The following is a 14,320-nucleotide window of genomic DNA, read 5'->3' as shown; positions in this document are numbered from 1 at the left end:
TGAAGAAAAGATAAGCGGCCCGTCGAGCGGGCCTTGTGTCGAAGAAAGGGGCGACGCCCCGGAACATCAGTCGATGGCAACCACTTCCAGCGCGAAGGTGAGATCCTTGCCGGCCATGGGGTGATTGGCGTCGAGCACGATGTGGGTGTCGGTGACTTCGTGTACGGCGACTTCGAGTTCGCCCTGATCGGTGGAAACGTGGAGCATCATGCCCGGCTGCGGCTTGATGGAAGGCGGCACCTGTTCCAGCGGAACGGAGAAGAGAAGCTGCTGCTGCCTTTCACCGTAGGCTTCCGCGGCAGGAATGGTCACGGAGAACTTGTCGCCGACTTCGTGGCCGGTCACGGCCTTGTCGAAGCCGGGAATGACCTGACCGGAGCCCACCTTGAAGCGCAGGGGGCTGCCTTCGCGGGAGCGGTCGAATTCGGAGCCGTCGTTCAGAGTGCCAACATAATGGACAGAAACAGTGTCGCCGGGTTTAATGGGCATGAGAACCTCTGTGGAAGAGCGTTGAAGGGTGCAAAAAAGACGAGCGCGGAACCGACGCCTGCCGCGGACGGACTGTGCCGGAAGGCTTGCGGGCTTTCCGATTGACGGCGTCGGCACAGGACGATACCTAACACAGACAGCGTCCAACTCCAAGAGCATTTAATGGATGGAGGCCCGTAGATGAGCGAGGAAAGGAAAGAGAACAAAGGCGGCGGGCAGATAAGTCTGCTCGGCACGGCGAGCACCATGGGACTGCACATGGTTTCCGGCCCCATCGTGGGGGGCGTGCTCGGCTGGCTGGCGGACAAGTGGCTCGGCACCTGGCCTGCGGGCGCGGGCATAGGCCTGCTTCTCGGCCTTGCCGCGGGCTTCCGCAACGTGTGGATAGACGCCCGCTATCTTGCCAGGCGCAACGCCGAGCGCGACGCCGAGGAAAAGGCCCGCCGCGAGGCGGAGCGTCAGGCGCAGGAAAAAACGCGCAGACCCGCGGCTCCGGATCCGGCAAGGGCGGCCATCGTGGCCGACACGCCGGAATCCCTGGCGGCCGAGGAAGGACGCGCCGGGAGGCAGGACGACGTGACGGCGTCCATACTCGCGGGCACGGCCGATCCCTCGGAACGGGATCTCGACAGGCTCGGCGAATCGCTGGAGGCCATACGCCGTGAACTGCGCGAATACGCCGAGGAAGAGCGGAAAAAGGACGAGCATGAGCATAATTGAACAAGTGGATCGTCTGCTGTGGAGACGGGGATTCATCCATGCGCCTCTGCGCCGGGCGACGAGGAATCTTTTTATCTTTTCCCTGCTGATTTTTGTGGCGGGAACCGCGGCCTTCTGGTGGCGCACGGAGCTTTTCTGGACAGGGGTAGCTGCGGTGCTATCATGCTGGAATTTTTATACTCTTGCCCTTTTTATTCAGCATGCTCTGCCCCTGTCCATTCCCGGCGGCGACAAAAACGGGGCCACGCAGGCGCGCATTGTGAAAAAAGGTTTGCTCATCAGAACGCAATTGAGGCTTTTCATTACCGGAATTTTCGTGTATATAGCATTAGTCTTTTTTCAGGCGAATCCGATCGCGCTTGCGGTCGGTCTTTCCTCGGCGCTGATAATCATTCCGGTCTCGCTGATTTTCCGGGGTTGAAAGGCCTGGCACATACAGGAGGATTTCCATGGCTGCATCTGGACTGGCTCACCCGCTGCTCTTGTCGACCGTTTTCCACATGGATCAGATCACGGTCGCGGGCATGACCATTGAAACCAAGTATGTGTTCTTCACCTGGCTCGGCATGCTCGTTCTGCTCATCGCCGGCCTCGTGCTGCGCAGGAAGCTCAGCATCGTGCCCGGCAAGTTCCAGATCTTCTTTGAAGCTCTGGTGGACGGCCTGGAAAAGTTCGTGCTGAACAACCTCGGCGAGGAAAAGGGCCGCCGCTTCGTGCCGCTGCTCGCCTCCATCTTCATCTACGTTCTCACCATGAACCTGCTGGGCCTCGTGCCCGGCTGCGACGCGCCTACCGCCAACCTGAACACCACCATTTCCATCGCGCTGTGCGTGTTCATCTATTACAACTACGTGGGCATCCGCACCTGGGGCTTCGGGTACATCCATCACTTCACCGGTTCCAGCAAGCCGCTGATTCCGCTGATGTTCCCCATCGAAATCATTTCCCATCTGGCCCGTCCGCTTTCCATGTCGCTCCGTCTTTTCGGCAACATCTTCGCTGAAGAAATGACGCTCATCATCTTCTTCGGCTTCGGCGCCAGCATCTACGTGGGCGTGCTGCTCGGCACGGTGCCCATGTACTTCCTGTTCCTGCTCGGCAAGGTGCTGCAGGCCTTCATCCTGTTCATCCTGTCCATGATCTACATTCAGGGCTCCGTGGAACACGCCCACTAAGCCGACCTACCTTCGGGGGAATGGCCTTTCGGCCTCAACACTCATAATTGTAATGGAGTTTTACCATGCGCAAGATCGTTCTTACGACCCTGACCACCCTCATGCTCGTTTCCATGGCCACCGTGGCCTTCGCCGCTGACGGCGGCGTTGCCGGCAGCTTCGGCCTTGCCGCCGCCGGCATCGCTCTGGGCATCGGCCTTGCCGCCACCGGCGGCGCCTGCGGCCAGGGCGCGGCCATCAAGGCCGCCTGCGAAGGCATCGCCCGCAATCCCGACGCTTCCGGCAAGATCTCCCAGTCCCTCATCCTGGGCCTCGCCTTCATCGAATCCCTCGTCATCTATGCCCTTCTCGTGGCGCTCATCCTGCTCTTCGTGAAGATGTAGTTGCATTTATCGGGCGGGAAGGATATATTTCTTTCCGCCCCTATTCTTTTAACAGGCCAACCAAGACGATGAACCAGACTCCTAAATACGAACATATCCCTCGCGCAACCATCCAGCGTCTCGCCACCTATCTCCAGGTTCTCGAAGCCATGGACAAGGATGGCGTTCAGGTCATTTCTTCCGAACCCCTTTCCCGGGCGTGCGACGTCAACGCCTCGCAGGTTCGTAAGGATCTCGCCTACTTCGGCGAATTCGGCGTTCGCGGCGTAGGCTATTATGTCTCGTATCTTCTGGAGGTCATCAAGGCCTGCCTCAACGCCAACCGCGAATGGCGCGCCGCCCTCGTGGGCGTGGGCAACATGGGCAGAGCTCTGCTCAACTATCAGGAATTTCGCCGTCACGGCTTCACCATCGTGGGCGCGTTCGACTGCGACCCCTTCAAGATCGGTGAAAAGCTCTACGGTCTGGAAGTGTACTGCACCAAGACCCTTATGGAAAAAGTGCCCGAACTGGGCATTGAAATCGGCATCATCACCGTGCCGCCGGAACGCGCTCAGCGCGCGGCCACGCAGCTGGTGGACGCCGGCATCAAGGGCATTCTGAACTACTCCGCCGCCCGCATCACCGTGCCGGATCACGTGTTCGTGGAATACGTCAACTTCTTCCATCAGATTTACTCGCTGACGTTCAACATCTCCACGAAGCAGCGCTGATTTTTTTCTCTCTGCATTTTCGCCCGCCGGAAGCCCGACTTTCGGCGGGCTTTTTCGTTTGAACGCCGGAAGCCAGCGGTCGCATTGAACGCCGACAACGCGGCTTCGACCGTGTTTTCGGTTGCGGGCGGCCTTGCCGCGCAGGAGCGCAGCTTTTGGGAGCATGCTGTTTGCGTGTTTTTGTCTCCAGCGGCTTGCCGCCGGGACGGCGCTGTGCCGCAGGCTTACCGGGGCTTGCCTTTCTCTGAGCGGCGCGCGTCGGCGCAGTCCTTGCGCCGCAGACAAAACTTCGGGCCTTTCGGAACATGGCGAAAACCGGCGCAGTGTTTTGCCGCTGCGTTTGAAGTCGCTCGGCAGGAAGTTCCAGAACGGTCTCGGCGTCTCGGCTGGGAGCGGTCGGGAAAGCCGGAAAGAAGGCCGGACACCTTGAAAAAAGGCGCTTCGGGCGCGGGGGTGCGGAGCCGAAGGTCCTGTTGGAACAAGAGTGAAACAAAAACGTATTTAAGATGATAATGTATTATATTTCGATATCTTTATCACAAGCTCCGCAATGTTGCGGAACGGCGACAGTGCTTTGACGAAGGCCCGGGGCGTCTTCAGCGCATTCACGCTGCTGCCGGGGGCTCTCTCCCTCGCCGCGCGGGCCGGGCTCCTTGCCGACGGCGTCGTCATCTTCTCTTTCCGTACGACTTCTTTGCACGGCACGCGAGGGATATTCTTTGCTTGCCGCGCGTTCGGCGGTGATGCGGCGTCGTCGGGCATGGGACGTCGATTCGGTGGCCGAAGGCGTTTTCCGGCGCACGTTGCCGTTGACGATGAGAAACCGCGTTCGCCGCGGATCGCTTGTCCTTCCAGGCCGTCCCCGGATTGCCGGAGCGTTTTTCCTGCCCTGATGTCCGCCGTCCTGCCGTCGGATGAAGGGGTTTTCGGACATGAGGCCCTTCCCCGTCTGCGGGCGTTGTTTCTGACGGGCGATGTTTTGCCGAAAGCCTGCCGCCCTTCTTGCTGCCGTCGCGCCCCTTTTCAGCGCGGTTTCCCCGTCTGCCTTCGGCTCCGGCGGCAGGCACGCCGTCTGTGCGCTGCTGCGCATCCTTCGTTTTTCCCGCTCCTGGAAACGCCTCCTTGCTGCGCTTTGCCCGGGGCAGCACTTCTGCCCTCGTCTCAGGCTCGGCGAGCCTGCTTCTGCTTGCCGCCGAAGCGTCCTTTTCGGATGCGCTTGGTTCCGTTTGCGGGTGCGCCGCAAGGCCGTCGCGGCGCGAGAGGCGGCGTTCGGCGCTCCGGGCGCTGAGAATGCCCTCCGCGCTCCCGAATTTTCCGCCGCGGAGCGCGTTTTCCAAGCGCTCGTCCGGCTTTTTCTCTGAAATCACGGCCGGTCCCGAGCCCGTACTTTCGGAACCGGAACTTCGGCCGCGTCTTTTTTGTTTTTTCTGCGAAGTTTGCCGATAGTGAGCGCTTTATCTACTTGCTCATCCGGCCTCCATAGTTTATCAATAAGGAAAGAGCGCAAGAAGAAACATTGCCGTCATTCCATGTTCTCTGCGCACTTGCAAAAAAGCCGGAAAACGCCCGGCATGTACAAAAATGCTCGGAATCGGCGCTGATTGTTTCCCGCCGGTTCTCAAGGAGATAGAAGAGTTATGGAAAAGTTGGAACTGCTGGCGCAGCGTATCGATAGTCTCATCCAGGAACTGGACCGACTCCGGGAGGAAAATCATCAGCTCCGTGAGGAAGGCAAGCGTCTTCGTGAAGACCTGGAGCTCGGGCAGATGGCTTCCGAGGAGCTTCAGGAGCAGCTCAACCGCGAACGCAGCGTTCGCGACGAGGCCTGCAACAGGGTCGATGCGCTCATCAGCCGTATTCAGGATACGTTGCCTGCCGCTGAACCGCAGCAGAACGGTTAATGGCGGGCGGCCGCATGCACAGCTATCATCTTGACCTTTGCGACCTGCAGGTCGCGTTCCGTACCGAGGCCGATCCCGAACGGGTGGAAAGAGCCAGAAAGTACGTGGAGGAAAGATATAGCAGGGTCAAGGCGCAGGGCGGCCAGTTCGGCAGAGACAGGTTGCTGGTCATGCTGCTCATCAGCATGGCGGACGACCTGCTGGAACTGCAGGAGCGCCGCAGCCGGGAAGACGCCCGGCTCGACGAGCTGCTGCAGAGTTTGAAGGAAAACACGCCGGAGAAGACGGATACGGCTTCCTGAGCCGATCCGGCAGCGTTCCGGCAGCCCATATTCCCTGGGATGTGCGTGAGGAGCTGGCTTGCGCCGGCCTCACTAGCGTTAGCAGGGAGCCAGTCTCCGAGATGGTGTGCATACCCGCCCAAGGCGGGCAGCCTGAAGTCTCGGACAGGCGCCCACTTGGAGACCACAAGGTCTCGTGCCAGCAGCTTTTCACGGCATCCCGGGTTCCTTTTTTCCTTCTTCCGCACTTGTTCGCCCCCTGAGGCGGAATATTCTCCCTCCCCTTTCGGAGCGCGGCGAGTCCGCGACAATCCGGCGCGCCTTCCGGCCGTTTCGGACATATCGGGTTTTGCCCGTCAGCATATTACAGGAATTATCATGGATGATATCGTTATTTACGCCTTCGCGCTGGTCAGTCTTGTGGCCGGCGCGCTGCTGGGCGTCTGCATACAGCGGCATATGACCACCAAGCGCATCGGCGAGGCCAACGATCTGGCCAGCCGCATTGTGGAAGAAGCCCGCAAGGAAGCGCAGGCTCAGAAGAAGGAAATTCTTCTTCAGGGACAGAACGAAATTTTCAGCCAGAAGCACGCCTTCGAGATGGAGTGCAAGGATCAGGAACGCGCCCTCAAGAACCGTGAGAAAAAGCTCCAGGACATCAGCGACCGCATGGAAGAGAAGATGGAGCGCATCACGCAGAAGGAACACGACATTCTGGCGCAGGAAAAGGAACAGACCCAGCGCGAGCGCGTGCTCGCCGAAAAGGAAACGCAGGTGGAGGCCAAGCTCGACGAGCAGGAACGCCGCCTTCAGGAAGTTTCCGGTCTGACGGCCGAAGAGGCCAAGACCCGCCTGTTCGAGGAAATTGAATCGCGTACCCGCCACGAAGCCGCCAAGATGATGCGCGTCATCGAAACCGAGGCCAAGGAAACCGCCGACAGAAAGGCCAAGGAAATTCTGGCCTGCGCCATTCAGCGCTACGCCGGCGACTACGTGGGCGAACAGACCGTCACGGCCGTCACCCTGCCGAGCGAAGACATGAAGGGCCGCATCATCGGCCGCGAAGGCCGCAACATCCGCGCGCTCGAAGCCGCCACCGGCGTGGATCTCATCATCGACGACACGCCGGAAACCGTGATTCTTTCCGCCTACAGCCCCATCCGCCGTCAGGTGGCCCGCATGGCCCTCGAACGCCTCATTCAGGACGGCCGCATCCATCCCGCCCGCATCGAGGACGTGGTTCACAAGTGCGAGCAGGAACTCGAAGTGCAGATCCGCGAAGTGGGCGAACAGGCCACCTTCGACGCCGGCGTTCACGGCATTCATCCCGACATCATCCGTCTGCTCGGACAGCTCAAGTACCGCACGAGCTTCACGCAGAACGTGCTTCAGCATTCTCTGGAAGTCTCCGCCCTCTGCGGCATGATGGCCGCCGAACTCGGCATGGACATCAAGCGCGCCAAGCGCGCAGGTCTCCTGCACGACATCGGCAAGGCCGTGGATCATGAAGTGGAAGGCTCCCATGCGCTCATCGGCGCGGACATCGCCAAGAAGTACGGCGAAGGCAAGGACATCGTTCACGCCATCGCCGCGCATCATGAGGACGTGCATCCCGAAACGGCGCTCGCCGTGCTCGTGCAGGCGGCGGATTCTCTTTCCGGCGCAAGGCCCGGCGCGCGCAAGGAACTTTTGGAGAACTACGTCAAGCGCCTTGAGGATCTGGAAAACATTGCCGATTCCTTCGAGGGCGTGGCCAAGTCCTACGCCATTCAGGCGGGCCGCGAGCTGCGCGTCATCGTCAATTCCGACAACGTGGACGACGACAGCACCTATCTGCTCTGCAAGGACATTTCCGCCAAGATCGAGGAAAACCTCACCTACCCCGGTCAGATACGCGTCACGGTCATCCGCGAGCGCCGCGCCGTGGGCTTTGCCAAGTAAATCATCACACTGGCGTCATCATTGCAGCGTATAACGGCGTTCACAACGCACGTTACAGAAGGATATCGTTCCATGAAGTTTCAAGCTCCGTCCGACTTCGTTCCCGATTTTTCCAAGTCCGGAGGCCTCATCGCCGCCGTGGCGCAGGACGCCGCCACCGGCGAAGTGCTCATGCTTGCCTGGATGAACCGGGAAGCCTGGGAAGCCACGCTCGCCACCGGCGAGGCCCATTACTGGAGCCGCAGCCGTCAGAAGCTGTGGCACAAGGGAGAGAGTTCCGGCAACGTTCAGATAGTCAAGGCCATCCGCCTCGACTGCGATTCCGACGCCGTGGTGCTGGAAATCGAGCAGGTGGGCGGTTCCGCCTGCCACACCGGCAGAAGCAGCTGTTTTTATCGGCGGCTCACGCCCGGCAGCTCCGAAGCGACCATCTGCTGCCCGCAGGTGTTTGACCCTGCAGAAGTGTACAAGAAGTGAGGCTCATCTCATGAAAGCTCAGCTCAAGCTCGGCATTCCCAAAGGTTCTCTGGAAGAAGCCACCATCGCCCTTTTCGACAGGGCCGGTTGGAAGATTCATAAACATGTCCGCAACTATTTTCCCGATATCGACGATCCTGAACTGACGGCCCGTCTGTGCCGCGTGCAGGAAATTCCCGAATACATTCAGAACGGCATTCTCGACGTGGCCCTCACCGGCAAGGACTGGCTGGAAGAGCGCGGCGTTGCCTACGGCGGCAAGGACGACAGCGACGCCCCCGTGGTGGTGATTTCCGACCTCGTGTATTCCAAGGTGTCGAACCGCAAGGCCCGCTGGGTGCTCGCCGTGGCCGGCGATTCCCCCTATCAGTGCGCTGCCGACCTGGAAGGCAAGCGCATTTCCACGGAACTTGTGGGCGTGAGCACCCGCTATTTCGAGAAGAAGGGCGTGCCGGTTCAGATCAATTATTCCTGGGGCGCGACCGAAGCCAAGGTTGTGGAAGGCCTGGCCGACGCCATCGTGGAAGTGACGGAAACCGAAACCACCATTCGCGCGCACGGCCTGCGCGTCATCGACGAAGTGATGGCCAGCAACACCGTGCTCATCGCCAACCGCGACGTGTGGAACGACCCCGACAGCCGCCGCAAGATCGAGCAGATTGATCTGCTGCTGCAGGGCGCGCTGCGCGCGGAAAGCTTCGTGTGCCTCAAGATGAACGCGCCCACCGCCCGTCTTGACGCCATTCTCGGCCTGCTGCCCGCCCTGAACTCCCCCACCGTGGCCTCGCTGCGCGATCCGGCCTGGGTGTCGCTGGAAACCGTGGTGGACACTCACGTGGTGCGTGATCTGATTCCTCAGCTGCATGCGCTGGGCGCGGAAGGCATTCTGGAATACAGCCTGAACAAGGTTATCTAGTTTTCTGACGTTGTCCCGACAACGATGAACGGCCGGAAGCGACGATGGTTGCTTCCGGCTTTTTCGTCTGTGCGGGGGCGCGCGGAAAAGCGGAGCGTTGTCGACGGCGGGTTGCCGCCGGCGCGCGGCGGAGCAACGGTTTTCGAGAGCCATCCGGGCGGCGTCTTTCGAGCGACATCTGTGCGGCGCGATCGCATGCTCGGAACACTGTGTGCGGAAGGGCTTGAACGTGACGGCGTGTGCCGCTGGCCGCGAAAGGGAATCTGCCGTGCGAAGGCGTGCTTTCGCGGAACGACGCACAAACGAGCCGAAGGCGCTCTCCTGCGCGGGCATCGGATGCGGATTTGCGCGTGAGCACGCAGGGCGGAAACATGCGGTCTTCACTGGCGGAAGCGCCGGATGCGGAGATCAGCGGCGCTTGCTTGCGGCGCAAGACCTTTTCAACGTCACGTCCTTCCGGGCGTTCCCTCCTTCCTTATCCTCGCGCCTCTCTTCGCCTCTTGCCCTTTCGGCTTCCTGCCCTTAGACACCTCACGCGCCTCTGGGAGATGTCTCCCGTCTCCATCCCCGACTCTCTCGACTCCGGGGCTCTTCCGCGCATCCGAACCTCTTTCTTGGGCTCATCTTTTCCTCGGCGTGGATGGCGACTTCGCCGTTTGCGGCCGCGCCCGTCGGCGATGGTCCCTCCCGGCGCGCTTTTCCCCTTTGGGAGCCGTTTTCCCCTCCGGTTCGGCACAGATTTCCCTCCCGGTGCGGATGGCCTGTCGGAACATCGGCTCTGCGCGAGGGCAAAAAAGAAGGCCGCCGTCCTTTGCGGGAACGGCGGCCTTTTTCCTGTCGGTTGGAGGACTACAGGAACATCTTGGGATTGACCACGGAAACGAGGTCGCGCTTGAGCAGTTCTTCGCCGATCTGCACGGCGTTGAGGGCCGCGCCCTTGCGCACGTTGTCGGCCACGATCCACATGTTCAGGGAGTTGTCGCAGCTTTCGTCTTCACGAATGCGGCCCACGAACACGTCGTCTTCGCCGGCGGCGTCGATGGCGAGCGGATAGAGATTGGCGCGGGGGTTGTCCACCACCTGCACGCCGGGAGCCTGGGAAAGAATGACACGGGCTTCGGCGGCGGTGAGCTTCTTTTCCGTTTCAATGTTCACGGATTCGGAATGGCCGTAGAACACGGGAACGCGGACGCACGTGGCGGTGACGCGGATGTTCGGATCGAGCATCTTGTGCGTTTCGTTCACCATCTTCATTTCTTCCTTGGTGTAGTCGTTGGCCTGGAAGACGTCGATGTGGGGCAGGCAGTTGAAGGCGATCTGATGGGGGTAGGCCTTGGGTTCGACGTCCTGCATGTTGAAGAGGCGGCGCACCTGGGTTTCGAGTTCGTCGATGCCCTTCTTGCCCGTGCCGCTCACGGCCTGCATGGTGGTCACGATGATGCGCTTGATCTTGGCAGCGTCGTGCAGGGGCTTGAGGGCCACCAGCATCTGAATGGTGGAGCAGTTGGGGTTGGCGATGATGCCGTTGTGCTTTTCCAGATCGTCGGGGTTCACTTCGGGAATGACGAGGGGGCAGCGTTCGTCCATGCGCCAGGCGCTGGAATTGTCCACCACCACGCAGCCGGAAGCCACGGCATAGGGCGCAAATTCGGTGGATACGCTGCCGCCGGCGGAAAAGATGGCCAGATCAATGCCCTTGAAGGAGTCCTTCGTCAGTTCCTTGACCGTAATTTCGTCGTCTCCGAAGGGAACGCGGGTTCCGGCGGAACGGGCGGAGGCGAGAGCGGTGATGGAAGCGCAGGGAAAATGGCGTTCGGCAAGGGTTTTAAGCATTTCGCGGCCGACGGCGCCGGTAGCGCCGCACACAGCAACGTTCAGGGACTTCTTCATGGCGGGCAATTCTCCTGTTGCAAAACCTGCATAAGGGGCAAGTTTTTCATTATTGTAAAACGCATGTTTGCACCCGAGATGAAGAACTGTCAAGTCATGCGTGCTTTTTCTTTAATCTTACAAAATAATACCAATAAAATCAGTGTATTGAAAATACGACTTCTTTTTTGTTCCGCCGCTGGGGAAGGGCTTGCGCTGTTTTACGTCTTGGTTATGATGACCGCAGGAGGATGCGACATGAAAACGTTTCTTGTGCCGCTCGCTCTTTTGATGCTGACGACGCTCTTTCTGACGGGCTGCATGCAGGAAGACACCTTCGACAGCGTCAAGGTCGATGGCGATATCACCACGGTGTTCAGAACGGGAAGTTCGCCTTCCCACATGTCGAGCCGGACCCGTACCGGCATCAGTTTCTAGCTCTCCGGAGCGGTTCATTTACAACACAGGTCATCCCGATGCTTGCCATTCTCGATTACAAGGCGGGGAACCAGACCAGCGTTCTGAGGGCGCTGCGTTCTCTGGACATACCCGCCGAAATTACGTCCGATCCTTCGGTCATTCTTGCCGCGGAAGGCGTGATCTTTCCCGGCGTGGGCGCGGCCGGTCAGGCCATGAATCAGCTCGTCTCCACGGGCATGGACAAGGTGCTGCGCGAGGTGGTCGCCAAAGGCAAGCCCCTGCTCGGCATCTGCCTCGGCTGCCAGATTCTGCTCGAACGCAGCGAGGAAAACAACGCCGAAACGCTCGGCATCGTGCCCGGCGAATGCCGTCGCTTCCAGCCGGAATGGCGCGACGGCGGGGAACCCATCCGCATTCCGCACATGGGCTGGAACACCCTTGAGGTGCGCCGTCCCTCGCGGCTTCTGGAAGGCGTGTCTCCCGACGCCCGTTTCTATTTCGTTCACAGCTACTACACCGTTCCCGCGCCGGAGCTCGTCATTGCCACGTGCCGCTACGGCGTGGAGTTCACGGCCATGTACGGACGTCCGGGCCTGTGGGCCGTGCAGTTCCACCCCGAAAAGAGCGGCCGCCCCGGGCTTGCGCTGCTGACGAACTTCTATCGCTATTGTCAGGAGGCCGCCCGTGTCTGAAATCAGCCATCTGAGCAAACGACTCATTCCCTGCCTCGACGTGCGCAACGGACGCCTCACCAAGGGCGTCAAGTTTGCGGGCAACGTGGACATCGGCGATCCGGTGGAAACCGCCCGCCGCTACTATGAGGAAGGCGCGGACGAAATAGTCTTCTACGACATTACGGCCTCCTGCGAGGCGCGCGGCATCTTTCTCGACGTGGTAGAAAAGGTGGCGAGCAACATTTTCATTCCGTTTTCCGTGGGCGGCGGCATCGCTTCCGTGGAGGACATGCGCGCCGTGCTGCTCGCAGGCGCGGAAAAGGTGTCCGTGAACTCGGCGGCCGTGAAGGATCCCTACCTCATCAGCCGCGGCGCCGACGCCTTCGGTTCGCAGGCCGTGGTGGTGGGCATGGACGTGAAGCAGGTTCCCGTGAGCGAAGCCTGCCCTTCCGGCTATGAAATCGTCATTCACGGCGGCCGCAAGCCCATGGGGATCGACGCCATAGCCTGGGCGCGCCGCTGCGAAGAGCTCGGCGCGGGCGAGCTGTGCGTGAACTCCATCGACGCCGACGGCACCCTCGACGGCTACGAGCTCAACCTGACCCGCAAAATCTGCGACGCCGTGACCATTCCCGTCATCGCTTCCGGCGGCGCGGGCGCTCCGCAGCATCTCGTGGACGCCGTCACCCGCGGCGGCGCTTCCGCGGCGCTCGTGGCCTCCATTGTTCATTACGGCCAGTACACCATCGCCGAACTGAAGGACTATATGGAAAAGGCCGGCGTGCCGGTGCGCCGGATCTAACCGGACGCGTCGTTTTTTGTCGTCCGGCCCGGAAGTTGTTGCGGCCGGGCGGCAAACATTCTATGCTTGCGCCTCAGATTCGACCATCACTCAGGAGTATGATATGTCACAGGATTTCCCCACGCGCCGCGCGCGCATGGAATACGTATGCATGAACTGCGGCCATCGCCATCCGGTGGACGCCCTGCTCTACACCTGCCCCGACTGCGGAGGAGTCCTTCTTCTTGAGGATCTCGACTTCGACGACATGAAGGCAAAGGGCGCGCAGTACTGGCGCGATCTGTTCGACGCCCGCCGCGCCACCCGAACCACGGCCCTGCGCGGCGTGTTCCGCTTCTACGAGCTCATGGCTCCCGTGCTGGAAGAAGAAGACATCGTGTATCTCGGCGAAGGCGACACGCCCATCGTCGAGGCGTCGGCGGAGCTTCAGGCAAAGGTGGGACGCCGCTTCGCCTACAAGAACGACGGCATGAATCCCAGCGCCTCGTTCAAGGACCGCGGCATGGCCGGCGCGTACAGCTATCTCAAGTCGCTCGTGCGCAGAAACGGCTGGAAGGAAGTGCTCACCATCTGCGCCTCCACGGGCGACACCTCGGCCGCGGCGGCCATGTACGGGGCCTATGTGGGCGCGCCCATCCGCACCGTGGTGCTGCTGCCCCACGGCAAGGTGACCCCCGCCCAGCTTTCCCAGCCGCTCGGCTCCGGCGCGCAGGTGCTGGAAGTGCCCGGCGTGTTCGACGACTGCATGAAGGTGGTCGAATACCTCGCCGAACACTACCGCGTGGCCCTTCTCAATTCCAAGAACAGCTGGCGCGTGCTTGGTCAGGAATCCTACGCCTACGAAGTGGCTCAGTGGTACGCCTGGAACATGAAGGACAAGGCGCTCTTCATGCCCATAGGCAACGCGGGCAACATCACGTCCATGATTTCCGCCTGCCTCAAGATGTACCGCCTCGGCATCATTGAAGAACTTCCGCACATTGTGGGCGTGCAGTCCGAACACGCCGATCCGGTGTGGAGATACTACAGCCAGCCTAGGGAAAAGCGCGAATACCATGCCGTGACGGTGCAGCCCAGCGTGGCGCAGGCCGCCATGATAGGCAATCCGGTGTCTTTCCCCCGGGTGCGCAATCTCGTGGAGAAGTTCGAGGCGCTCGGCGGCCGCTTCGACGTGGTGCAGGTGACCGAACAGGCCATCATGGACTCCATGATTCTGGCCAACCGTCACGGTCACATCGCCTGCACGCAGGGCGGCGAGAGCTTTGCCGGCATGCTGAAGGCGCAGGAACTCGGCCTGCTCGGCGGGAACGAATTCTGCGTGCTCGACTCCACGGCCCACGCCCTGAAGTTCGCCGGATTCCAGAACATGTATTTTGAAGATTCCTTCCCCGCCGAATACGGCGTGAAGGCCCGGCCGGAACTCGTGAATCATCCGAAGCTGCTGCTCACGGCCGAAGAGCGCGCCGCGCTGCCCGCCGGAGAGTTCACCAGAGCCGCGGCGCTGGCGGTGGCGAAGGCCGCCGGACTCAAGGCCGCGGAATGAGCCGGAAGACCCGGCG

Annotated in this window: 17 protein-coding genes and 1 other RNA gene; 15 read left to right on the top strand and 3 right to left on the bottom strand. The window is 60.9% G+C overall.

All coding sequences use genetic code 11. The features are described from left to right. Positions 1 to 66: 66 nt before the first annotated feature. The gene (locus tag Q0K02_RS01630; RefSeq protein ID WP_294484323.1) at positions 67 to 489 is read right to left on the bottom strand and encodes a peptidylprolyl isomerase; all 423 of its coding nucleotides are present in this window, start codon (positions 487 to 489) and stop codon (positions 67 to 69) included. Between the two features lie 180 nt (positions 490 to 669). On the opposite strand from Q0K02_RS01630, the gene Q0K02_RS01625 reads away from it, so the two are divergent. From Q0K02_RS01625 to Q0K02_RS01605, 5 genes are all read left to right on the top strand, one after another. Continuing rightward, complete coding sequence (locus Q0K02_RS01625; protein WP_294484321.1) at positions 670 to 1,209, top strand: AtpZ/AtpI family protein; 540 nt, start codon at positions 670 to 672, stop codon at positions 1,207 to 1,209. Beyond that, positions 1,196 to 1,630, top strand: a complete 435-nt coding sequence (locus Q0K02_RS01620) for a hypothetical protein (RefSeq protein WP_294484318.1) — start codon at positions 1,196 to 1,198, stop codon at positions 1,628 to 1,630. Before Q0K02_RS01625 ends, Q0K02_RS01620 begins: the two co-directional genes overlap by 14 nt. A 28-nt stretch (positions 1,631 to 1,658) precedes the next feature. After that, positions 1,659 to 2,384 carry a F0F1 ATP synthase subunit A gene (gene atpB / locus Q0K02_RS01615; protein WP_294484316.1) on the top strand — a complete coding sequence of 242 codons (726 nt, stop codon included), beginning with the start codon at positions 1,659 to 1,661 and terminating at the stop codon, positions 2,382 to 2,384. Positions 2,385 to 2,449: 65 nt separating this feature from the next. Further along, positions 2,450 to 2,767: an ATP synthase F0 subunit C gene (gene atpE, locus Q0K02_RS01610; protein WP_294484313.1), complete on the top strand. Its 318-nt coding sequence runs from the start codon at positions 2,450 to 2,452 to the stop codon at positions 2,765 to 2,767. Between the two features lie 68 nt (positions 2,768 to 2,835). After that, the gene (locus Q0K02_RS01605; protein ID WP_077074016.1) at positions 2,836 to 3,480 is read left to right on the top strand and encodes a redox-sensing transcriptional repressor Rex; all 645 of its coding nucleotides are present in this window, start codon (positions 2,836 to 2,838) and stop codon (positions 3,478 to 3,480) included. Positions 3,481 to 4,148: 668 nt separating this feature from the next. Here Q0K02_RS01605 and Q0K02_RS01600 read toward each other — a convergent pair. After that, positions 4,149 to 4,847, bottom strand: coding sequence for a hypothetical protein (locus tag Q0K02_RS01600; protein ID WP_294484311.1), 699 nt, complete (start codon positions 4,845 to 4,847; stop codon positions 4,149 to 4,151). A gap of 270 nt (positions 4,848 to 5,117) precedes the next feature. On the opposite strand from Q0K02_RS01600, the gene Q0K02_RS01595 reads away from it, so the two are divergent. The 6 genes from Q0K02_RS01595 (at position 5,118) to hisG (ending at position 8,996) form a co-directional block, all read left to right on the top strand. After that, positions 5,118 to 5,381 (top strand): cell division protein ZapB, encoded by a 264-nt coding sequence (locus Q0K02_RS01595; RefSeq protein WP_294445633.1) that lies wholly within the window; start codon positions 5,118 to 5,120, stop codon positions 5,379 to 5,381. A 14-nt stretch (positions 5,382 to 5,395) separates the two neighbouring features. Further along, positions 5,396 to 5,683: a cell division protein ZapA gene (locus tag Q0K02_RS01590; protein WP_294484309.1), complete on the top strand. Its 288-nt coding sequence runs from the start codon at positions 5,396 to 5,398 to the stop codon at positions 5,681 to 5,683. A 28-nt stretch (positions 5,684 to 5,711) separates the two neighbouring features. After that, positions 5,712 to 5,893, top strand: a non-coding RNA gene (gene ssrS / locus Q0K02_RS01585) — 6S RNA. Between the two features lie 147 nt (positions 5,894 to 6,040). Next, positions 6,041 to 7,603 carry a ribonuclease Y gene (rny, locus tag Q0K02_RS01580; RefSeq protein ID WP_294484308.1) on the top strand — a complete coding sequence of 521 codons (1,563 nt, stop codon included), beginning with the start codon at positions 6,041 to 6,043 and terminating at the stop codon, positions 7,601 to 7,603. Between the two features lie 72 nt (positions 7,604 to 7,675). Continuing rightward, positions 7,676 to 8,080 carry a phosphoribosyl-AMP cyclohydrolase gene (hisI, locus tag Q0K02_RS01575; RefSeq protein WP_294484307.1) on the top strand — a complete coding sequence of 135 codons (405 nt, stop codon included), beginning with the start codon at positions 7,676 to 7,678 and terminating at the stop codon, positions 8,078 to 8,080. A gap of 10 nt (positions 8,081 to 8,090) precedes the next feature. Continuing rightward, positions 8,091 to 8,996, top strand: a complete 906-nt coding sequence (gene hisG, locus Q0K02_RS01570) for an ATP phosphoribosyltransferase (protein WP_294484306.1) — start codon at positions 8,091 to 8,093, stop codon at positions 8,994 to 8,996. Between the two features lie 849 nt (positions 8,997 to 9,845). Here the strand turns inward: hisG and Q0K02_RS01565 are convergent. Next, the gene (locus Q0K02_RS01565; RefSeq protein WP_294484304.1) at positions 9,846 to 10,886 is read right to left on the bottom strand and encodes an aspartate-semialdehyde dehydrogenase; all 1,041 of its coding nucleotides are present in this window, start codon (positions 10,884 to 10,886) and stop codon (positions 9,846 to 9,848) included. Positions 10,887 to 11,123: 237 nt separating this feature from the next. Between Q0K02_RS01565 and Q0K02_RS01560 the strand changes: the two genes are divergently transcribed. From Q0K02_RS01560 to thrC, 4 genes are all read left to right on the top strand, one after another. Beyond that, positions 11,124 to 11,303 carry a hypothetical protein gene (locus tag Q0K02_RS01560; RefSeq protein WP_294484301.1) on the top strand — a complete coding sequence of 60 codons (180 nt, stop codon included), beginning with the start codon at positions 11,124 to 11,126 and terminating at the stop codon, positions 11,301 to 11,303. Between the two features lie 38 nt (positions 11,304 to 11,341). Then, a complete protein-coding gene (gene hisH, locus Q0K02_RS01555) occupies positions 11,342 to 11,977 on the top strand; it encodes an imidazole glycerol phosphate synthase subunit HisH (protein WP_294484299.1) in 636 nt (211 codons plus the stop codon). 1 nt (position 11,978) lies between these two features. Further along, entirely contained in the window at positions 11,979 to 12,761 is a 783-nt protein-coding gene (hisF, locus tag Q0K02_RS01550; RefSeq protein WP_294484510.1) for an imidazole glycerol phosphate synthase subunit HisF, read from the top strand. A 103-nt stretch (positions 12,762 to 12,864) separates the two neighbouring features. Further along, positions 12,865 to 14,304 (top strand): threonine synthase, encoded by a 1,440-nt coding sequence (thrC, locus tag Q0K02_RS01545; RefSeq protein WP_294484297.1) that lies wholly within the window; start codon positions 12,865 to 12,867, stop codon positions 14,302 to 14,304. Positions 14,305 to 14,320: the final 16 nt, after the last annotated feature.

Origin of the sequence: uncultured Mailhella sp. (assembly GCF_944324995.1) — a bacterium.
In the GTDB taxonomy this organism is placed as follows: Bacteria; Desulfobacterota; Desulfovibrionia; order Desulfovibrionales; family Desulfovibrionaceae; genus Mailhella.
The sequence above is the reverse complement of the archived record's forward strand: the minus strand, read 5'-3'. Positions and strand labels throughout refer to the sequence as shown.